We start from the raw sequence: 19,603 nt of genomic DNA, 5'->3' as shown, positions 1-19,603 counted from the left end.
CACGGTCTCAGCCCCCTTTGGCCACGGGGTGGCTGGGGTCGCTGCACCAGTCGCTCCAGCTGCCGGCATACAGGCCCGTGCGGCCCAAGCCGGCAATTTCCATGGCCAGGAGGTTGGGCACGGCACTGACGCCACTGCCGCAGTGGTGCACCACGCCAGCGGGGTCGCGGCCCGCCAGCAGTGCTTCAAACTCCGCCCGCAATTGCTCGGCGGGCTTGAACCTGCCGTCGGGACCGAGGTTGTCGCCAAAGGGCCGGTTCAGCGCACCGGGAATGTGGCCGGCCACCGGGTCCAGCGGCTCGACCTCGCCGCGAAAACGTGCCGGAGCGCGGGCATCCACCAGCGTCTGGCCGGGCTGGCCGAGGTGGTCGGCCACCGTTTTGCCGTCGACCAGCAGCGCCTTTTCCGGGCCGGGGAAAAAGATGGACTGGAAATGCGAGGGCTCTTCCCCGCGGTTGACCGCGCCGCCAGCGGCCTGCCAGGCCTGCAGCCCGCCGTCGAGCACGGCCACTGCTTCGTGGCCGGCCCACTTGAGCATCCACCACAGGCGGCCGCAGTAGTTGGCGCCATTGCGGTCATAAACCACCGCCTGCATGTCATTGCTGAAACCGACGCTGGACAGCCAGGTGGCAAATTTTTCGCGGTTCGGCAGCGGATGGCGCCCGCCGGAAGCGGGCTGGTCCGTGCCACTGTGCACGGTCAGCACGCCGTGGGCGCCGGGCACGCCGTGTTTGGCGCTCAGGTCGGTGTCCAGGTTCGCATAGACCGCGCCCGGTATGTGCGCCTGCAGGTACAGCTGTTTGCCAGCCTGTGGCTGCATCAGGTCGAAGCTGCAGTCAAAGATCCGGCAGGGCCGGTGGCTGGCCATCAGCGCCTGCAACTGTCCGGTTGAAATCAGGGTGGTGTACATGGCGGCTCCGGTTGAAAACAAGACCGTGAAATCGATTCAGTGTTCTTCGGCAGGCGCGCCCGGCGCGGCGCGGGCGCGCAGCACGGTGGCGGCGATGCCGCTGGCCACAATCAGCGCCATGCCAGCCCAGCCCAGCAGGGGAATCCGGTCGCCAAACAGCACCAGGCTGTAGATCGCGCCAAACACGATACCGGAGTATTGCAAATTTGCCACCACCAGCGTGGCGCTGCGGGTTTTCGCCATGCTGTAGGCTCGCGTCATGCACAGCTGGCCCAGCGAGGCCAGCACGCCCAGGGGAATCAGCCACAGCGCCGGCTTCCAGTGCCACTCGGAGATGCCGGCCACCAGCATGCCCAGGCCGCCGGCGACGGCCGAACCGACGGCGAAATAAAACACGGTGCGGGTTTCGGGTTCGCCGACCCGTGCCAGCGCCATCACCTGCATGTAGGCAAAGGCGGCCAGCAGGCCGGACATCAGGCCGATCAGGCCGGCGAAGGCCTGGTTTTGCTCTATCGTCGGGCGCAGCATCATCACCACGCCGATGAAGCCGGTGATGACGGTCAGCACCAGGGGACCTTGGGCCCCCACGCTCCCCACTGCGTGTGGTTCGCTGCCCCCCGTGGGGGCGCTGCGCCTGCGACCCGGCAAAGCCGGTTTCGCGGCCCCGGCTTGGGAAGAAGGGCCCATGCTTGTCGCGTTGTCGCCGCGCGCCGGCAGCAGCCCCATCAGCAGCGCGCCGCCGACCAGAAAGGTGGCGATCCAGACACTGCTCATGTAGTTCAGCGTCATGGCGGTGGCCAGGGGCAGCTGGGCGATGGCGTAAAACCAGGCGCCCAGCGAGATCACGCCGACCAGGCTGCGCCACATGTGCATGCCGGGATACCGGGTGGCCAGCGTCACGCCACGGGTGCGGGCCAGCGCCCACATGAAAAACATGCCCAGCAGTCCGCGGTAAAACACCAGCTCTGCGCTGTTGAAATACACCGAGGCGAACTTGACGCAGACTGCCATGGTGGCAAAGAAGAAGGCGGCGGCCAACATCCAGAGGGCTTGCATGGCGGAGCTCGTGGTTAGAAGTGAAAAGTGCTTGCAGCCCAGGCGATTCTTACGGTAACTGCTATCGAATAGATAGCGTTAACTGCGGGTCGAAATCGCGTCAAAGCATCTGCGTGGTCTTGCTGGCGCCCATCTCGCGGCGGTACCACTCGTGAAAGTGCTGCATGCCGTCTTCCATCGGGCTCTGGTAGGGGCCGAACTCGTTGTCGCCGCGCTGCATCAGGGCTTTGCGGCCGGCGTCCATGCTCAGGGCAATCTCGTCGTCTTCGACACAGGTCTCCATGTAGGCGGCCTGCTGTGCGTCCATGAACTCGCGCTCGAAGGCGCAGATTTCCTCGGGGTAGAAAAACTCCACCACGTTCAGCGTCTTGTCCGGCCCCTGCGGGTGCAGGGTGCTGACCACCAGGGCGTGCGGATACCACTCGACCATCACATTGGGGTAATAGGTCAGCCAGATCGCGCCGTACTTGGGCGGCACGCCCTTGCGGTACTGCAGCACCACGTCGTGCCATTTCTTGTAGACGTCGGTGCCCGGCTTGCCGAGCTTGTCGGACACACCGACGGTTTGCACCGAGTAGTGCGGCGTCAACTCCCAGCGCAGGTCGTCGGTGGTCACGAAGGCGCCCAGGCCGGGGTGGTAGGGGCCGACGTGGTAGTCCTCGAGATAGACCTCGATGAAGGTCTTCCAGTTGTAGTTGCACTCGTGCAGGGTGATCCGGTCGAGCTGGTAGCCCGAAAAATCGAGGTCGGGCATGGCGCCCAGCGGCGCCATCTCGGCGGCGATGTCGCGGCCGTTGTCCTCAAACACCAGGCCGTTCCAGCTGCTGGTCTGGTAGCGGCTCAGGTTCAGGCAGGGGTCGACCTCGAAATGCGGCGCGCCGATCAGCTCGCCGTTGGTGTTGTAGGTCCAGCGGTGCAGCGGGCAGACGATGTTGCTGCCGGTGTTGCCGCGGCCCTGCAGCATGGTGGATTGGCGGTGCCGGCAGACGTTGGAGATCAGCTCGACCCCGGTGGCATTGCGCACCAGGGCCCGGCCGCCGAGCTCTTGCGGCAGGGCGTAGTAGTCGCCCAGATTCGGCACGGAGAGCTCGTGCCCCACGTAACGCGGGCCGCGGGCAAACAGCTTTTGCTGCTCCCGCTGGTACAGGCCGGCGTCAAAGTAGCTGGAAACCGGGAGCTGGCTGGTGGCCTGCAGGAGACGGAGGCTTAGATCAGACATGCAATTTCCGAAACAGGCGGTTTCGGGGGTGGAGGAAGGGGCAGACAACCCTGTCAGGCAGGCGGGGCGTCAAGGCGTGAAGCCTGTCGATTGTACCGTGCAGGTCCCGCCTTGTGCCGCTGCGGACCTGCCGTGAAAGCCCCTCCACCCCATAAACAGGTGGCCGGGCACACGGACAATGCCGGCAGGGCGCACAACGGCCTAAAATCAGTCCTCCAACCAAATACCCATGGCCAAAACTTCCTCTTCCCCCGTCCCCGCCACACCCGCCAGTTACGAAGCTGCGCTGGAAGAACTCGAAACCCTGGTGGCCCGCCTCGAATCCGGCCAGTTGCCGCTGGACCAGTTGCTCACCGGCTACCAGCGCGGCGCCGAACTGCTCAAGTTCTGCCGCAGCAAGCTCGAGGCCGTGGAAAATCAGATCAAGGTGCTGGAAGGCAACGAGATCAAGCCCTGGAACCAAGAGTAAGCCCATTGACTGAACAAACCCATTTTGTGCTGGGCGCCTGGAGCACCCGCCAACTCGCCGCCGTTGAGCAGGCCCTGAGCCGCTGGGTGGCCCCTCCCGTACCCAGGCCCGCCCCGGCCGGACTCGGCGACGCCATGCGTTACGCGGTGCTCGATGGCGGCAAACGGCTGCGTCCCCTGCTGGTCATGGCGGCCTGCGAGGCAGTGGACGGCAGTCCCGCTGCGGCGCTGCGCGTGGCCTGTGCGGTGGAGTTGATTCACGCCTATTCGCTGGTGCACGACGACATGCCCTGCATGGACAACGACATCCTGCGGCGCGGCAAGCCGACGGTGCATGTGAAATTCGGCCAGGCGCAGGCCCTGCTGGCCGGCGATGCGCTGCAAGCGCTGGCCTTCGAGCTGCTGACGCCGGAAGACGGTTCCATCGAGCCCGCGACGCAGGCGACCCTGTGCCGCATGCTGGCCCAGGCTGCGGGCTACCAGGGCATGGCCGGTGGGCAGGCCATCGACCTGGCCAGTGTCGGCAAGGCGCTGAGCTCGGCTGAGCTGCATGACATGCACCGGCTCAAGACCGGCGCCCTGTTGCAGGCCAGCGTGCTGATGGGGGCCGCCTGCGGCGCCGCCCCGGCCCTGGCACAAAATGCGCTGTGCGACTACGGTGCCGCCGTGGGCCTGGCGTTCCAGGTGGTCGACGACATCCTGGACGTCACGGCCGATTCGGCCACGCTGGGCAAGACCGCGGGCAAGGATGCCGCCCAGGATAAACCCACCTTTGTGTCGCTGATGGGCCTGCCGGCTTCGCGCAATTACGCGCAGGAGCTGTTGTCCCAGGCGCATCACAGCCTGAAGGCCAGCGAACTCAGGCACACCGCCGCGCTCAGCGCGCTGGCCGACATGCTGGTCAACCGAACGACTTGAGCACAGACTCGAGTAAAGAAGCGACCGGCATCTCCAGGAAACAAGGCATCAGAAACAAGACACCACGATGTACCCACTGCTAGAAACCATCAACAGCCCCGCAGACCTGCGCCTGCTGCCGCGACCCCAGCTCCGGACCCTGGCCGACGAGTTGCGCGCCTATGTGCTGCACAGCGTGTCGCAGACCGGCGGACATCTGAGCTCCAACCTGGGCACGGTCGAACTCACGGTGGCGCTGCACTATGTGTTCAACACGCCCGAGGACCGGCTGGTCTGGGACGTGGGCCACCAGACCTACCCGCACAAGATCCTGACCGGCCGGCGCGACCGCATGGCCAGCCTGCGCCAGTTCGGCGGCCTGAGCGGCTTTCCGCGCCGTGATGAAAGCGAATACGACACGTTTGGCACCGCGCATTCATCGACCTCGATTTCTGCCGCCCTGGGCATGGCGATGGCGGCCAAGCAAAAGGGTGAAGACCGCCATGCGGTGGCCATCATCGGTGACGGCGCCATGAGCGCAGGCATGGCCTTCGAGGCGCTCAACAATGCCGGTGTCTGCGACTGCAAGCTGCTGGTGATCCTCAACGACAACGACATGAGCATCAGCCCGCCGGTTGGCGCCCTCAACCGCTACCTGGCGCAGCTCATGAGCGGGCAGTTTTATGCCTCGGCCAAAAGTGTCGGCAAGCAGGTGCTCAGGGTCGCACCGCCGCTGTTCGAGCTGGCCAAGCGGCTGGAGACCCATGCCAAGGGCATGGTGGTGCCGGCCACGCTGTTCGAGAATTTCGGTTTCAACTACATCGGCCCCATTGACGGCCACGACCTCGACTCGCTGATCCCGACGCTGGAAAACATCAGGCATCTGCAGGGCCCGCAGTTCCTGCATGTGGTGACCAAAAAAGGCCAGGGCTACAAGCTGGCCGAGGCCGACCCGGTGGCTTACCACGGCCCGGGCAAGTTCGATCCGGCCATGGGGCTGCAGAAGTCCGCGGCACCGGCAAAACAGACTTTCACCCAGGTGTTCGGCCACTGGCTGTGCGACATGGCGGAAAAGGACAGCCGGCTGGTCGGCATCACGCCGGCGATGCGCGAGGGCTCTGGCATGGTCGAGTTCCACCAGCGTTTTCCCGACCGTTATTACGACGTCGGCATCGCCGAGCAGCACGCGGTCACGTTTGCCGCGGGCATGGCCTGTGAAGGCCTCAAGCCGGTGGTGGCGATTTATTCGACCTTTTTGCAGCGCGGTTATGACCAGTTGATCCACGATGTGGCGCTGCAGAACCTGCCGGTGGTGTTTGCGCTCGACCGCGCCGGGCTGGTGGGGGCCGACGGCGCCACCCATGCGGGCGCCTACGACATCGCCTACCTGCGCTGCATCCCCAACATGAGTGTGGCCTGCCCGGCCGACGAAAACGAGTGCCGCATGCTGCTGAGCAGCGCGTACGAACAGAACCATCCGGTGGCCGTGCGTTACCCGCGCGGCGCCGGTGCCGGTGTGGCGACGCAGGCCCATCTCGATGCCTTGCCCTTTGGTAAGGGTGAGCTGCGCCGCCAGGGCGCGGGCGTGGCGATTCTGGCCTTTGGCACCTTGCTGCATCCGGCCCTCGAAGCGGCCGAAAAACTCGGCGCCACGGTGGTCAACATGCGCTGGGCCAAACCACTCGACACCGAATTGCTGCTGCAGGTGGCGGCCAGCCACGAGGCCCTGGTCACAGTGGAAGAGGGTTCGATCATGGGCGGTGCCGGCAGTGCCGTGGCGGAGGCGCTGGCCGCAGCGGGCGTCGTCAAGCCCTTGCTGCACCTGGGCCTGCGCGACGAGTTCACCGAGCATGGCGACCCGGCCAGGCTGCTGGCCCTGCAGGGGCTGGACGCGGCCGGCATCGGGCAAGCCATCGTCGCGCGTTTTGGCGTCTTGCCCGCGCCGGCCCAGCCGGCCAAGCGCTCGCTCAAATCCGTCGCATGACAGCGTCCCTGAAAAGCGGGGCCGAGCCATCGGCCATGCCCGATGTGCAGGGCCGGGCCGACTTGCGCCGCCTGCCCATCCAGCGCGTCGGCATCACCTCGCTGCGTTACCCGCTGAATGTGGTGGTGGCGGGCAAGGTACAGCCAACGGTGGGCACCTGGACACTCGATGTGGGCCTGCGCGCCGACCAGAAAGGTGCCCACATGTCGCGCCTGATTGCCTGGCTGGACGCGTTGACACTGCGCGGCGAGGCGCTGACGGCAGACTCGCTGCGCTCCGAAATGGAGAGCATGCTCCGCTTGCTGGAAGCCGATGACGGCCACATTGAAGTGAAGTTTCCGTTTTTCATCCGGAAGTCCGCACCGGTCAGCGGGCAGCAAAGCCTGATGGAGTACGACGGTGCCTGGCTGGCCCGGCGCCAGGACGGCGCGACCTGCATCAGCATGCAGGCCACGGTGCCGGTCAAGTCGCTGTGTCCGTGTTCCAAGGAGGTCAGCGATGACGGCGCGCACAACCAGCGTTCGCACATCAAGCTGCTCGCTCGGCTCACCGGGGCGATGGACTGGAGCGAACTGGTGCGTTTTGCCGAGGACAACGCGTCCTGCGAGCTCTGGGGTCTGCTCAAACGCCCCGACGAAAAATGGGTGACCGAGCGGGCCTATGCCAACCCCAAGTTTGTCGAGGACCTGATTCGCGACGTGGCCCTGGCGCTCGATGCCGACGCCCGTATTGCAGGTTACCGGGTAGCGGTCACCAACTTCGAATCGATTCATGCCCACGACGCCTATGCGGTGATCGAGCGCGGCATCGATTGAACGCTTGCACGACCGGTTACCCTGGCATTTTCATTCCTGACAGTAGCCTGAAGACCTGCGATGTGAGAGGTGTTTTGACGGGATAACCCCCGATGGTCGGGCTTCCCCCTTTTCTACAATAAGCATGCTTACAGTCAAAGCCGCGTGGAGCGGCGCTGTACAAGAACCAACCGTTTTATCAACTCCCGGAGTTTTTTTCCATGGATCGTCGTTCCCTCATCAAACATGCCGGCATCGCCGGTGTGCTTGCCGCTGGTGTTGCACCGGCCGTACACGCCCAGGCCGCCATCCGCTGGCGCCTCGCATCGAGCTTCCCCAAGTCGCTGGACACGGTGTTCGGCGGCGCAGAGACCTTTGCCAAAAAGGTCAACGAAATGAGCGGCGGGAAATTTGTCATTTCCACGCACGCGGCCGGCGAGTTGATGCCTGCTTTCGGCGTGGTCGATGGTGTGCAGAACGGCACGGTCGAGATGGCCCACACCGCTGCCTATTATTTCTTCGGCAAGGACGACGCTTTCACGCTGAGCTGCTCGATTCCCTTTGGCCTGAACAGCCGCCAGATGACCGCCTGGATGTTCGAGGGCAATGGCCTGAAGCTGACGCGCGAGTTCTACGCCAAGTACAACATCATGAACTTTCCGGGCGGCAACACCGGCGCGCAGATGGGCGGCTGGTATCGCAAGGAGATCAAGTCGGTAGCCGACATGAAGGGCCTGAAATTCCGCGTCGGCGGTTTTGCCGGCAAGGTGCTCGAGCGCATGGGCGTGGTGCCGCAGAACATTCCGGCCGGCGAGATCTACCAGGCGCTTGAAAAAGGCACGCTGGACGCTGCCGAGTGGATTGGGCCCTATGACGACCAGAAGCTGGGTTTCAACAAGGTGGCGCCTTATTACTACTACCCCGCCTGGTGGGAAGGTGGTCCGCAGCTGGAGTTCTTCATCAACACCAAGGCTTACGAAGCCCTGTCGCCCGAAAACAAGGCGATTGTGACCGCGGCTTCCGCCTATGCCCACACCGAACTGCAGGCCAAGTACGACGCCAGGAATCCGACGGCCCTGAAGCAGCTGGTGGCCTCGAAAACCAAGGTCTTGCCTTTCCCCAAGGACATCATGGATCGTGCCTACAAGGAGTCCATGGCCCTGTACGCCGAAATCAGCGACAAGAATCCGGCCTGGAAAAAAATCTACGACGATTTCTCCAGCTTCCGGCGCGACCAGAACCTGTGGTTCCGTTTCACCGAAGCGCGTTTCGACAGCTTCATGCAGTCGCAGAAACTGTAAGCAGCCACGACCGGCCAGACAGGGCGTTACTCCCCCAAGCGGGGGGGTGGCGCCCTGTTGCGTTTCTCCATCAGGTGAAGCCCGGAGGGGGTAACTCCCAATAGTTATAGATTGACCTCCTCCTAGACTCGCGGGGTGTCAGTAATCCTTTTAATCTATCTATAACTGAGGAGTTTGCTCATGGATCGTCGTTCTCTTATCAAAAATGCCGGTATTGCCGGTGTCCTGGCTGCTGGCGTCGCACCAGCCGTCCAGGCCCAGGGTGCCACCATCCGCTGGCGCCTGGCATCGAGCTTTCCGAAATCGCTGGACACCATTTTCGGCGGCGCTGAGACCTTTGCCAAAAAAGTTGGAGAAATGAGCGGCGGCAAATTCACCATTTCCACCCATGCCGCCGGCGAGTTGATGCCTGCATTCGGCGTGGTCGATGGTGTGCAGAACGGCACTGTGGAGTGCTGCCACACGGCCCCCTACTACTTTTTCGGCAAGGACGAGACCTTTGCCCTCGGTTGCGCCATCCCCTTCGGCCTGAACAGCCGCCAGATGACGGCCTGGATGTACGAGGGCAACGGCATGAAGCTGATGCGCGAGTTCTACGCCAAATACAACATCGTGAATTTCCCGGCCGGCAACACGGGTTGCCAGATGGGCGGCTGGTACCGCAAGGAGATCAAGTCGGTCAAGGATATGAAGGGTCTGAAGATGCGTATCGGCGGCTTCGGCGGCAAGGTGCTCGAACGCATGGGCTCCGTGCCGCAGAACATTCCGGGCGGTGAGATTTACCAGGCGCTGGAAAAAGGCACGATTGATGCGGCCGAGTGGGTCGGTCCTTACGACGACCAGAAACTGGGCTTCAACAAGGTTGCTCCGTTTTATTACTACCCCGGCTGGTGGGAGGGTGGTCCCCAGCTCGACGTGTTCGTCAACAACAAGGCTTACGAGGGCCTGTCTGCAGAGAACAAGGCGATTGTTGAAGCCGCTGCCGCCTACGCCCACGTCGAGATGCAGGCCAAGTACGATGCCAAGAACCCGACCGCGCTGAAACAGCTGGTGGGCGGCAAGACCAAGGTCCTGCCTTTCCCCAAGGACGTGCTGGACCTGGCCTTCAAGGAGTCCATGGCCCTGTATGCCGAGATCAGCGCCCGGAACCCGGCCTGGAAAAAAATCTACGACGACTACGCCAACTTCCGCCGCGACCAGAACCTCTGGTTCCGCTTCACCGAAGCGCGTTTCGACAACTTCATGCAATCCCAGAAGCTCTAAACCGCTTCCAGGTATGCTGTCCAAAGCCCCGCTCTGCGGGGTTTTTTTTTGCCTGGGCGAAATGGCCAGGCTTGTTTGCCGGCGTTGGCCACCTGCTTGAGACTACAGCTGCCCTGTCAGGCTCCCAGGGCGCGCATCGACATTTTTGGGGGCTGCTGGCGGCGTGGGCCGAGGGGCATCGCCAGCACCTGTGTTTACAACGGCTGCGATAGGGCAAAAAAAAGCCCCGGCATGCCGGGGCTTGGTGTAAGGCGCGTCCCCAAAGGGTTGCGACTGGCCCTGCGGCCTATTTCTTCTTGTCCTTGTCCATGGAGTCCTGCATGGCTTTCATCGGGTCGTCGTCAGCGTGCTTCTGCTCGGCGGCAGCTTCCGCGGCGCTGCCCGGGACAGGCACGGCTTCCACCGGTTCTTCCTGAACCTGCAGGATGACCTTGTCGAGGTCGATTTTTTCAACCTTGTCGAGACCGCTGGAGACAATGCCCGGGAAGGCAATGATCAGGCCGACCATGACCACCTGGATCAGCACAAAGGGCACGGCACCCCAGTAGATCTGCATGGTGGTGACCGGCTGGATCAGCTTCTTGGTGACCTTGTCGGTGTATTCCTTGATGGGCGCGACGCTGCGCAGGTAGAACAGCGCAAAACCGAAGGGCGGGTGCATGAAGGAGGTCTGCATGTTCACGGCCAGCAACACGCCGAACCAGATCAGGTCGATGCCCAGTTTCTCGGCCACCGGTGCCAGCAGTGGCACCACGATGAAGGACAGCTCGAAGAAGTCCAGGAAGAAGGCCAGGAAGAAGATCAGCACGTTGACCACGATCAGGAAGCCGACCTGACCGCCGGGCAGGCCGCTGAGCAGGTGCTCGACCCATTTCGGTCCGTCCACGCCCTGGAACACCAGGCTGAAAATGGTCGAACCGATCAGGATGAAGACCACAAAACACGACAGCTTGGTGGTGGTGTTGAGCGCCTGCTTGAGCAGCGAAAAGCTCAGGCGGCGGCGCGCAAACGCCATGATCAGCGCACCGAGCGCACCCATGGCGCCGCCTTCGGTCGGCGTGGCGATACCGAGGAAAATCGTGCCCAGCACCAGGAAAATAAGCAGCAGCGGCGGGATCAGCACAAACGTGACGCGTTCGGCCATGCGCGACAGCAGGCCCAGACGGGTGACCTTGTTGACCACGGCGATCACGAAGGCCAGGATCACCCCCAGGCACATGGACACCACAATGGTTTCATCGAGCGGCACCGAGGTGACGGTTTCGCCTTTCCACCAGGTCTGCACCTGGGCGTAGTGTTTGGCAAAGTAAACGGCGCTACCGGCGGAGGCAATGGTCAGCAGCAGCAGCGACAGCAGGCCGGCCTTGCCGTTGTCCTCACGGATGGTGCGCGCTTCGGCCGGCAGGGCGGGGACCCACTGCGGTTTGACGAAGGCCAGCACAAACACATAGCCGACATACATGCCGGTCAGGATGAAACCGGGCACGAACGCGCCCTTGTACATGTCACCGACGCTGCGGCCCAGCTGGTCGGCCAGGATGATCAGCACCAGCGATGGCGGGATGATTTGCGCCAGGGTGCCGGAAGCGGCAATCACGCCCGAGGCCAGGCGCCGGTCGTAACCGTAGCGCAGCATGATGGGCAGCGAAATCAGGCCCATGGAGATCACCGATGCAGCGACCACGCCGGTGGTCGCTGCCAGCAGCGCGCCGACCAGGATCACCGCGATGGCCAGGCCGCCGCGCAGCGGGCCGAAGAGCTGGCCAATGGTGTCCAGCAAATCTTCGGCCATGCCGCTGCGCTCCAGCACCAGGCCCATCAGCGTGAAAAACGGGATGGCCAGCAAGGTGTCGTTCTGCATGATGCCGAACAGCCGCAGCGGCAGGGCCTGCAGCAGGGCTTCGGGCAGGACGCCGAACTCGACGCCGATGAATCCGAAAAACAGTCCGCAGGCGCCGAGGCTGAAGGCCACCGGAAAGCCCATCAGCAGGAAGATGATCAGCCCCATGAACATGATGGGGGCGAGGTTGGCGATAAAAAATTCCATGATGGTGTTCCCGGTCAGCCGACAGTTTTGGACTCGGCGAGGCGGCGTATCGCCTCGGCCAGCTCTTCTTCGGCGGTCTTCTCGACCTTCTTGGTGGTCGGGTCTTCAATCAGGCCCTTCAGGAAGGCGATGCGCTTGATCAGCTCGGACCAGCCCTGCAACATCAGCAGGCCGAAACCCAGAGGAATCATGGCGTACACCGGCCAGCGGATCAGCCCGCCCGCGTTACCCGAGATTTCCCCGGAGCGGTAGCCCTGCAGGAAAAACGGAATGCCGTAATACAGGATGGTCAGGCACACAGGCGTCAGGAAAACAGAGAACCCGATGATGTCGACCCAGATCTGCCCGCGTTTGGACAGCTTGCTGGAGACCACGTCGATCTTGACGTGTTCGCCGTGGAGCAGGGTGTAGCCCGCGGCGAGCAGGAAGGCGGCTGCAAACAGGTACCACTGCACCTCGAGGTAGGCGTTCGAACTCATGTTGAATACCTTGCGGATCACGGCATTGACCGCGCTGATGACGGTGGAGGCAAGGATCAGCCAGATCACGTATTTGCCGATCTGGGCATTGACCCAATCCACGGCATTGGAAAACTTCAGTAAGGCGCGCATTTTGTCTCCAGGAAAAAAGAATCCACGCATAAAAATCATCCGGCAGGCCTTCGGGTGGAAGGCGTGCCGGATACTGGTTGGCGCGGATGGGATTCTATAGAGGACTATAGAAGCCAAGCTGACAGCTTCGTGACGGTGTTATCCCGTAGCGACGGGTGTTTGGCGCGCCCGGATTCGCCCCCCCAAAAGGTGCGCCGAACAGCGGACAGGCCGGGGTTCAGAGCACCTGTACGCCGCTGCCCTCCAGCATGCGGCCGATGACGCGGGCCTCCGAAAAGCCCTGGCTGTGGAAGCAGGCCAGGACCTCGTCGGCGATCTCCGGCGCGCAGGACACCAGCAACCCACCGCTGGTTTGCGGGTCGGACAGCAGGGCCTGTTGCGCCGCACCCAGGCCCGCCGGAAGCTGCACTTCATGGCCATACGCGGCCCAGTTGCGGCCGGAGGCGCCTGTGACCATGCCACGCCCTGCCAGGTCCAGCACGCCGGGCAGCAGCGGAATGCTGTCCATCTGCAACTCCATCTTCAGGTTCGCGCCGCGTGCCAGTTCCAGCCCGTGGCCGAGCAGTCCGAAGCCGGTGATGTCGGTCAGGGCATGGACACCTTCCATTTTTGCCAGGGTGATGCCCGGTTTGTTGAGCTGGGTGGTGACGGCAATCATGCGGGCATACCCCTGGGCGTCGAGTGCTTCTTTCTTGAGCGCGGCCGACAGGATGCCGACGCCCAGCGGTTTGCCCAGGATCAGCACATCGCCCGCGCGGGCGCCCGAATTTTTCTTGACCCGCGAGGGATGGACCAGGCCCATCACGACCAGGCCGTAGATCGGCTCGACCGAATCAATCGTGTGGCCGCCAGCGATCGGAATGCCGGCATCGCGGCAGACATCCTGGCCGCCGCGCAGGATGGCACCTATGGTTTCCAGCGGCAGCACGTTGATCGGCATGCCCACCAGTCCCAGCGCCATGATGGGTGTGCCGCCCATGGCATAGACATCGCTGATCGCGTTGGTCGCGGCGATGCGGCCAAAGTCGTAGGGATCGTCCACGATGGGCATGAAGAAGTCGGTGGTGGCAATCAGCGCCTGCTCGTCGTTGAGCTGGTAGACCGCGGCATCGTCCGCGGTTTCGATGCCAACCAGCAGTTGCGGCGGGATGTTGAGGCCCGGCAGGTTGCTGGAGTTCTTGAGGATTTCACTGAGCACGCCCGGGGCGATCTTGCAGCCGCAGCCGCCGCCATGGGACAGGCTGGTCAGGCGGGGAGGGGCGGCGGGTGTGAGTGGGTCGGGTGCGTTCATGGGGAGGGTTTCCTGGGCGGTGCGGCAGACAATGCGCTGAGCACCAAGTTTAAGACAAGGCGCTTTTCCGCTTCGGGGTCGAACAGGTGGGCGCGCTCGCTGCATTGTTTTTCCAGCAGGGCCAGAAAGCCTGCATCGGTGGCGCAGCGCAGCAGGAGCGCCGCCAGCGCAGCGTCGTCACCCACGGGAAAATAACCCGCATAAGCGGCGCCCAGCATGCCGATGTTGCCGCTGATTTTTGATGCCAGCACCGGCGTGCCGGACTGGACGGCCTGCAAGATGACCTGGGCGCCGCCTTCCATGCGCGAGCTGTTGACCAGCACGTGCGCCTGTTTGATGTGCTGGCGGGTTGTTGCCTGGGGCAGGCCGCCCAGCCAGCGGTAGCCGGGGATGGAGGCCTGCGCCGTCTGCACGGCCAGCGCGAGATCCGGGGTGAGCGCGTCCCCGATATGGTCAAACAGCAGGCGCACCGGCGGGCTGGCGGTTTCCGGGGCCAGCCGCGCCGCCGCCCGTATCCAGGTCAACGGGTCTTTTTCCTCCCGCAGGTGGCCGACCATCAGGGCGCGAAAGTGCCGCACCGGCTTGACGGCAGGCTGCAGGGCGCGCGCCGACTGGTAGATCACGCGGGCCTTGTGGCGCATGGCGGCGGGCAGCGCCTGCAGGCCGGCCTCCTGCAGCACCACCAGATGGGTGGCCAGCGCCAGCGATTGCTGCGCGCTGTCGTCCCCAAGGATGTCGCGGTACAGGTCGGTGCCCGTCAGGATGAGAATCAGCGGTTTGCCGGGGCACTGCCGCGCCCAGGCTGCGATGGACGGCGCAGAGCGGCGTGCATGCAGCGCGATCAGGGCATCGGGCTCGGCCGAAGGGGCCGATTCCGGCCACTGCGCCCGCAGGCGGGTGGCACAGTGGCCCGCCAGGCATTGCGCCCAGCGCCGGGCAGTGTGCCAGTTGCCATTGTTGGCATCGGCCAGGGCCGGGCTGACCAGCACCACGGTTTTTGTTTCGGACACATTGCCCATGGATCACCTTGTTTCGCGAGCCGGAGAGCTCCCCTCGCAGCAAGGTTAACAGGCCTCAGGCCGGCCCGCCTTCGACATCCCTGTCCGTCGTGAGTTCGCCCTTCTTTGCGTCGTAGACAAACTGCTTTCTGGCAAGCGCAGGCTGGTAGTTGAGCATGTCGATCAGGAAGCTCAGGGCGCCGAGGTTGTTGCCGAAGCAGTCAAACGTCCCGGCCGCGAGAAGCTGCTGTCCGTCGACATCGGCGCGCAGCATCTGGTCGACGAGTTCGCGCATGTGCACCACCGCCAGCGCGGCCTGGTCCAGCCCCAGCAGGGCCAACACGCCGCGCATCTGCCCGAGTTGCCCGGGCACCGCGCTCAGCACCGTCTTGTCCTGGGGCGCACGGAAAAAATTGTCCAGCGATTTCTCCAGATCACCGAGCGTCACCCGCAGTTCAACCACCAGGGTCGCCATGGTTTGTTTGTCGCTGACCCGCCGGTAAAGCGCTTCCATCCAGGGCTCCAGCGGCTGCGACGGCCCGCCAGCCTGGGCCGCGGCCAGCCGTTCGGCGAGCCGGGCGGTGCGGGCGGTCAGCTGGGGGTCACTGGGGTCGAGATCGTCAAAAGCGACCTCGAGGTACAACACGGCCGTTGCCACTTCCAGCGCCAGTTCGGGGCTGGGCACCTGGCCTGAGCGTGCGGTCGTCTCGATCACCCGCGCCAGCACGCGCGCCAGCGGCTCGCTGGGCGGGTGCATCTTGACCAGGGAGTCCGTGACCAGGCTGAACTGGTCGTTCATGGTCTTGAAGCGGGTGAGGTCGCCCGAGCTCACCCATGACCAGGTGTCCTTGGCCGAACTGATCCGCTTGCGGGCCTGGGCGATCAGCGCCGGGGCGAAGCGCCCGAACTGGATGGCCTCGTAGTCGATGGGCTGGAAGCGGTCCAGGCCATAACTGGCACGGACCGCCGACAGCACCGGGGCATCCGTGGTGTTCTTGGGCACGGCCTGGGTGCAGAGAAAGAGCAAATCCTGCGCCAGCCTTTCCGACGCACGGGTGTTGCCCCGTGCCAGGGCCGCATATTGCAGCAGGATGCGCAAAACAGCCCTTTTGGCATACACATCCACTTTCAGCAGGCCCTGTGCGAGGGCTTCAAAAAAGCCGGCCGCCAGTTTCCAGAAGGCCCTGGGCTCACTGTCCGTTTCCGCCTGCGCGAAACCCAGGCACATGTCGCAAAGCTGTCGGGCCGCCTCGGGATGGCTGCTCCGGACGAGTTTCAGGGTCCACCGATCCAGCAGTTCCCGGCTGGCGTCGCCGTAGGCCAGGGGAGGGGCGCCGGACGCCAGCTCCGGCTCAATCCAGTGCCACGCAAAGGCCCAGAGGTCGGCCGGATGGATGCGGTCCGCGCCGACCAGGCCCTGGACATCCCGGTATTGGGGGAACAGCGACACGGCCGAAGCTGGCTTGCCCGCCAACACATCCTCGAGGTAAGCGGTCAGGGCAAAACCGGCCAGTTCGACCTTGTTCGCGGCCTCCAGGGTGCATTGACCGGGTGTCTGGACAAACTTCTGCACCGCGGCCTCCATCGCCCGCAGCACCAGTGCCGGCGCACTCAAGCCGACCATCTCCAGCGCGCCCACCGCCTGATGCAGCTGCTGGCGGGCGATGCGCAACTGGCTCGCATCCAGCGCGGCCAGCTCAGCGTCCTGGGCCACTTCGGCTTCCCGCACAAAACGTTTCAGCGCCTTGCTCGAACTGTCCAGTGATTTTTCGAGTTCATCCAGGACCCAGGCCAGTGGACTCATGTCCATGATGCTCAGGTCGAGATCTTCGGGGGAGGCATTCAGCTCGTTGGATGGCATAAATGGCGGACCGGTTGATGGATCTGATTCACACGCGAAGGCAAGGACGGCACCCGGCAGGCGGCCTTGCCTTGATAGAAAAGTCATCGAAGTCTATCCCGACTGTGCCGAACCGGTGATGGGCGGGGTGACGACCGGTCGAAAAAAGCGCTTGACTGGCGGACGCCAGGTCCTCTCCGGCCGGATTTTCACCGGCGCGCAGGCGGATCGCCGTTGTCCCGGGCGGTCGCAGGTCTGCTATTCTGGGTTCCCCCATGCGCGGTGCGCCGCTTGCCAGGGTTGGCATGCTGCAGCCGGCTTACCAGGACGACGGTTTTGGCTTCAGACCCGCTACCCCCTTCATCACCCCATTCGTCTGCTGCCCACGAGGCCGGCCTGATTGACTCGCCCCTGATGCGCAGCGCCGGACGGGATGCCCTGTCGCTGGCCCTGATGGATGCGCGCAACCATACCCTGCACCTGTTTGGCCAGTACCAGCAGGCGCTGGAGGCCGTCAACTTTGTGGTGCCCGAGTTGGCGGTCCTCAATCCGCCGCTCTGGGAGCTCGGGCATATCGGCTGGTTCCAGGAGTGGTGGATCGGGCGCAACATGCAGCGCGCCCGCGGTGACCGCTGCGAGCCCGCGCATGCGCGGCTGGCCTCCATCGAACCGGGCGCCGACCGCTGGTGGGACTCGGCCAACGTGCCGCACCACCAGCGCTGGACGCTGGATCTTCCCCCGGTCGCGAGTTGCCGTGCCTATTTGCTCGACACGCTGGAAAGCACGCTGGAACTGCTGGAAAAAACCGGGGAGGACGACGATGCGCTCTATTTTTTCCGTCTCTGCCTGTTCCACGAGGACATGCATGGCGAGGCCCTGAGCTACACCGCGCAGACACTGGGCCTGGGCCTGGACAAGGCGCTGCTGCAGGCCTTCACGCCACCCACCATGACGCTGCGCGAGCCGCTGCTGGTGCCGGCCACCGTCTGGAAGCTCGGCAGCGCCGCGGCGCCGGGATTCGTGTTCGACAACGAGCTGGCCCCGCACGAGGTCAGCGTGCCCGAGTTCGAGATCGACGCCCAGCCGGTGAGCTGGGCGCAGTTTGTCGAATTTGTCGATGACGGCGGCTACGACCAGCCCGAGTTCTGGCAGAGCGAAGGCTGGGACTGGCTGCAGGCCACGGCGACCCGTGAAGGACGGCGCGGCCCGCGTTATGTCGAGCAGATCGGTGTGGCCAGCGGCGCGGTGATGCAAACCCGCTTTGGCAAGCCGATGCGCATGCTGGCCAACCAGCCGGCCATGCACATGAGCTGGTGGGAAGCCGACGCCTGGTGCCGCTGGGCCGGGCGCCGCCTGCCGGCCGAGGTCGAGTGGGAGGTGGCCGCGCACACGGCCGCGCGGCGCGGGTTTCGCTGGGGTGATGTCTGGGAGTGGACGGGCAGCACCTTCCGGGCCTACCCGGGTTTTGTACCCGGACCCTATGTCGATTATTCGCAGCCCTGGTTCGGCACGCACAAGGTACTGCGCGGCGGCTCTTTTGCGACCCGCGCCCGCATGAAGTCGCCGAAGTACCGCAACTTCTACCGGCCCGAGCGGGACGATATCTTCTGCGGGTTTCGTTCCTGCGCCTTGTAATGCTTTTTTGGCGAAGCAAAGGTAAAGTGCCTCGCCCGCCGGGGCGAGACCCGGCTTGCTCGCGTCTCTCCACGTTGGAGGTGCTTCAGTGGTTGCTATGAATTAAATAGCTACCAGCGTAGGTGACTAAAGGGCCAGAGCAAGAATTCATTCTCAAGAGTGGGAGGCCTTGGCTTTCCGGTAATTCCACCAAGGCAACATCGCCCGCAGCGACAGCACCTTGCCGCTCTGCGCATGGTCGCCGCTGTAGCCGGGCAGTCCGGCCAGCGTCGTCTGCCAGTCGCTGCTCTGCAACTCCCTGAGCAGGGCCTGCACCTGGGGCTGCGGCAGTTCGGACTTCAGGCAGACCAGGTGGTAACGCTCCTGGACCAGCGGCACAAACCCGAGGTCTTTTTCGCGCGCTGCAGCCTCGATGCCCAGGCCGGCATCGGCGGCGCCGCTTGCAACGGCCTGCGCGACCGCGCTGTGGGACGGCTCCTGCGTGTTGTAGCCTTCGATGCCGTCCGCGTCCAGGCCGGCCTGCGCCAGCAGCTCGTCGAGCAGCACCCGCGTGCCGGTGCCCACTGCGCGGTTGACATAACGGATGCCCGGCCGCTTCAGGTCGGCGATGCCGTTGATGGCCAGCGGGTTGTTCTTCGCCACCATCAGGCCCTGCTGGCGATGCGCGAAACCGATCAGCTTGTGCTGGCCGGGCTTGAGCAGGCTGCGGTAAGTCAGTGCCGCCACCGACTTGCTGTCGGGCTGCTCCAGGGTGTGAAAGCCGGCCATCATGCAACGACCGGCGTTGAGCGCCGCAATCGCGTCCACGCTGCCCATGAAACGGATGTCCAGGTGCAGGCCGCGCGCACTGGCCTGTTCGCGCAGTGCGCTCAGCGCGGCGTCATGGCTGGCATACAGCGTGAGCACATGCGCCTCATCGTCAAAGGCGGTGGAGAAGGCCCGTTCGATGTCGCCGCGCAGCGCTTCGATCTGCGGCGCCAGCCTGGCCTGGGCCTGGCGCTCGGCCCACAGCAGCTTTTCGCCAAACTCGGTGAGCTGGGCGCGCTGGCCCTTGTCCCAGACGATCAGCGGCCGCTGCAGGGTCAGTTCCCACTTTTTCAGCGCTCCCCAGACATGGCGGTAGGACAGATCGAGGGCGCGCGCCGCCTTCGAAATGGAGCCCTGTTCACGCACGGCATGCAGCAGGTCCATCAGCGGATTGCGGATCAGCGTGTCCTTGCTGCGCTCGGGCGTCAGCAGGTAGGAGAGTTCGACTTTGTGCATGGTGGACGAAGGGTGTGCTGATTATG

At 64.2% G+C, this 19,603-nt stretch carries 16 protein-coding genes; 7 read left to right on the top strand and 9 right to left on the bottom strand.

Annotated elements, in window-relative coordinates; all coding sequences use genetic code 11:
- Window positions 1–7: 7 nt before the first annotated feature.
- The 3 genes from B7G53_RS13490 to B7G53_RS13480 all read right to left on the bottom strand — a co-directional run bounded on the left by B7G53_RS13490 (window position 8) and on the right by B7G53_RS13480 (window position 3,185).
- Entirely contained in the window at window positions 8–910 is a 903-nt protein-coding gene (locus B7G53_RS13490) for a sulfurtransferase (protein WP_096668489.1), read from the bottom strand.
- Between the two features lie 36 nt (window positions 911–946).
- Window positions 947–1,966 carry a DMT family transporter gene (locus B7G53_RS13485; RefSeq protein ID WP_096668487.1) on the bottom strand — a complete coding sequence of 340 codons (1,020 nt, stop codon included), beginning with the start codon at window positions 1,964–1,966 and terminating at the stop codon, window positions 947–949.
- Between the two features lie 100 nt (window positions 1,967–2,066).
- Window positions 2,067–3,185, bottom strand: coding sequence for an aromatic ring-hydroxylating oxygenase subunit alpha (locus B7G53_RS13480; RefSeq protein WP_096668485.1), 1,119 nt, complete (start codon window positions 3,183–3,185; stop codon window positions 2,067–2,069).
- A 229-nt stretch (window positions 3,186–3,414) separates the two neighbouring features.
- Between B7G53_RS13480 and B7G53_RS13475 the strand changes: the two genes are divergently transcribed.
- The 6 genes from B7G53_RS13475 (at window position 3,415) to B7G53_RS13450 (ending at window position 9,892) form a co-directional block, all read left to right on the top strand.
- Window positions 3,415–3,654, top strand: a complete 240-nt coding sequence (locus B7G53_RS13475) for an exodeoxyribonuclease VII small subunit (protein ID WP_096668483.1) — start codon at window positions 3,415–3,417, stop codon at window positions 3,652–3,654.
- Between the two features lie 5 nt (window positions 3,655–3,659).
- On the top strand, window positions 3,660–4,571 hold the full coding sequence (locus B7G53_RS13470) for a polyprenyl synthetase family protein (RefSeq protein ID WP_096668481.1): 912 nt from the start codon (window positions 3,660–3,662) through the stop codon (window positions 4,569–4,571).
- Between the two features lie 67 nt (window positions 4,572–4,638).
- Window positions 4,639–6,534 (top strand): 1-deoxy-D-xylulose-5-phosphate synthase, encoded by a 1,896-nt coding sequence (gene dxs / locus B7G53_RS13465; protein ID WP_096668479.1) that lies wholly within the window; start codon window positions 4,639–4,641, stop codon window positions 6,532–6,534.
- Window positions 6,531–7,349 carry a GTP cyclohydrolase FolE2 gene (gene folE2, locus B7G53_RS13460; protein WP_096668477.1) on the top strand — a complete coding sequence of 273 codons (819 nt, stop codon included), beginning with the start codon at window positions 6,531–6,533 and terminating at the stop codon, window positions 7,347–7,349. Before dxs ends, folE2 begins: the two co-directional genes overlap by 4 nt.
- 200 nt (window positions 7,350–7,549) lie before the next feature.
- Entirely contained in the window at window positions 7,550–8,629 is a 1,080-nt protein-coding gene (locus B7G53_RS13455; protein ID WP_096668475.1) for a TRAP transporter substrate-binding protein, read from the top strand.
- A 180-nt stretch (window positions 8,630–8,809) separates the two neighbouring features.
- Window positions 8,810–9,892: a TRAP transporter substrate-binding protein gene (locus B7G53_RS13450; protein WP_096668473.1), complete on the top strand. Its 1,083-nt coding sequence runs from the start codon at window positions 8,810–8,812 to the stop codon at window positions 9,890–9,892.
- A gap of 286 nt (window positions 9,893–10,178) precedes the next feature.
- On the opposite strand, the gene B7G53_RS13445 is transcribed toward B7G53_RS13450, so the two are convergent.
- The 5 genes from B7G53_RS13445 to B7G53_RS13425 form a co-directional block, all read right to left on the bottom strand.
- On the bottom strand, window positions 10,179–11,939 hold the full coding sequence (locus tag B7G53_RS13445; RefSeq protein WP_096668471.1) for a TRAP transporter large permease: 1,761 nt from the start codon (window positions 11,937–11,939) through the stop codon (window positions 10,179–10,181).
- 14 nt (window positions 11,940–11,953) lie between these two features.
- Window positions 11,954–12,550 (bottom strand): TRAP transporter small permease subunit, encoded by a 597-nt coding sequence (locus tag B7G53_RS13440; protein ID WP_096668469.1) that lies wholly within the window; start codon window positions 12,548–12,550, stop codon window positions 11,954–11,956.
- A gap of 217 nt (window positions 12,551–12,767) precedes the next feature.
- Window positions 12,768–13,841, bottom strand: coding sequence for a selenide, water dikinase SelD (gene selD / locus B7G53_RS13435; protein ID WP_096668467.1), 1,074 nt, complete (start codon window positions 13,839–13,841; stop codon window positions 12,768–12,770).
- A complete protein-coding gene (gene senB, locus B7G53_RS13430) occupies window positions 13,838–14,860 on the bottom strand; it encodes a selenoneine biosynthesis selenosugar synthase SenB (protein WP_176491363.1) in 1,023 nt (340 codons plus the stop codon). The genes selD and senB overlap by 4 nt, the downstream gene beginning before the upstream one ends.
- A 55-nt stretch (window positions 14,861–14,915) precedes the next feature.
- Window positions 14,916–16,700 carry a hypothetical protein gene (locus B7G53_RS13425; protein ID WP_096668465.1) on the bottom strand — a complete coding sequence of 595 codons (1,785 nt, stop codon included), beginning with the start codon at window positions 16,698–16,700 and terminating at the stop codon, window positions 14,916–14,918.
- A gap of 393 nt (window positions 16,701–17,093) precedes the next feature.
- Here B7G53_RS13425 and senA point away from each other — a divergent pair, with 393 nt between their 5' ends.
- A complete protein-coding gene (gene senA, locus B7G53_RS13420; protein ID WP_096668463.1) occupies window positions 17,094–18,314 on the top strand; it encodes a selenoneine synthase SenA in 1,221 nt (406 codons plus the stop codon).
- A gap of 153 nt (window positions 18,315–18,467) precedes the next feature.
- On the opposite strand, the gene B7G53_RS13415 is transcribed toward senA, so the two are convergent.
- Complete coding sequence (locus B7G53_RS13415; protein ID WP_096668461.1) at window positions 18,468–19,577, bottom strand: substrate-binding domain-containing protein; 1,110 nt, start codon at window positions 19,575–19,577, stop codon at window positions 18,468–18,470.
- Window positions 19,578–19,603 lie beyond the last annotated feature (26 nt).

The sequence above is a fragment of the Polaromonas sp. AET17H-212 genome (genome assembly GCF_002379085.1).
GTDB lineage: Bacteria > Pseudomonadota > Gammaproteobacteria > Burkholderiales > Burkholderiaceae_C > Polaromonas.
This window is presented reverse-complemented; position numbering and strand designations above follow the sequence as displayed.

What these genes read in the sequence shown, in the direction of transcription:
- B7G53_RS13475 (WP_096668483.1), top strand. Translation starts at nt 3,415, where the DNA reads ATGGCCAAAACTTCCTCTTCCCCCGTCCCCGCCACACCCGCCAGTTAC.
- B7G53_RS13425 (WP_096668465.1), bottom strand. Translation starts at nt 16,700, where the DNA reads ATGCCATCCAACGAGCTGAATGCCTCCCCCGAAGATCTCGACCTGAGC.
- B7G53_RS13450 (WP_096668473.1), top strand. Translation starts at nt 8,810, where the DNA reads ATGGATCGTCGTTCTCTTATCAAAAATGCCGGTATTGCCGGTGTCCTG.
- B7G53_RS13455 (WP_096668475.1), top strand. Translation starts at nt 7,550, where the DNA reads ATGGATCGTCGTTCCCTCATCAAACATGCCGGCATCGCCGGTGTGCTT.
- selD (WP_096668467.1), bottom strand. Translation starts at nt 13,841, where the DNA reads ATGAACGCACCCGACCCACTCACACCCGCCGCCCCTCCCCGCCTGACC.
- B7G53_RS13480 (WP_096668485.1), bottom strand. Translation starts at nt 3,185, where the DNA reads ATGTCTGATCTAAGCCTCCGTCTCCTGCAGGCCACCAGCCAGCTCCCG.
- dxs (WP_096668479.1), top strand. Translation starts at nt 4,639, where the DNA reads ATGTACCCACTGCTAGAAACCATCAACAGCCCCGCAGACCTGCGCCTG.
- B7G53_RS13440 (WP_096668469.1), bottom strand. Translation starts at nt 12,550, where the DNA reads ATGCGCGCCTTACTGAAGTTTTCCAATGCCGTGGATTGGGTCAATGCC.
- B7G53_RS13445 (WP_096668471.1), bottom strand. Translation starts at nt 11,939, where the DNA reads ATGGAATTTTTTATCGCCAACCTCGCCCCCATCATGTTCATGGGGCTG.
- B7G53_RS13485 (WP_096668487.1), bottom strand. Translation starts at nt 1,966, where the DNA reads ATGCAAGCCCTCTGGATGTTGGCCGCCGCCTTCTTCTTTGCCACCATG.
- senB (WP_176491363.1), bottom strand. Translation starts at nt 14,860, where the DNA reads ATGGGCAATGTGTCCGAAACAAAAACCGTGGTGCTGGTCAGCCCGGCC.
- B7G53_RS13415 (WP_096668461.1), bottom strand. Translation starts at nt 19,577, where the DNA reads ATGCACAAAGTCGAACTCTCCTACCTGCTGACGCCCGAGCGCAGCAAG.
- B7G53_RS13490 (WP_096668489.1), bottom strand. Translation starts at nt 910, where the DNA reads ATGTACACCACCCTGATTTCAACCGGACAGTTGCAGGCGCTGATGGCC.
- senA (WP_096668463.1), top strand. Translation starts at nt 17,094, where the DNA reads ATGCGCAGCGCCGGACGGGATGCCCTGTCGCTGGCCCTGATGGATGCG.
- folE2 (WP_096668477.1), top strand. Translation starts at nt 6,531, where the DNA reads ATGACAGCGTCCCTGAAAAGCGGGGCCGAGCCATCGGCCATGCCCGAT.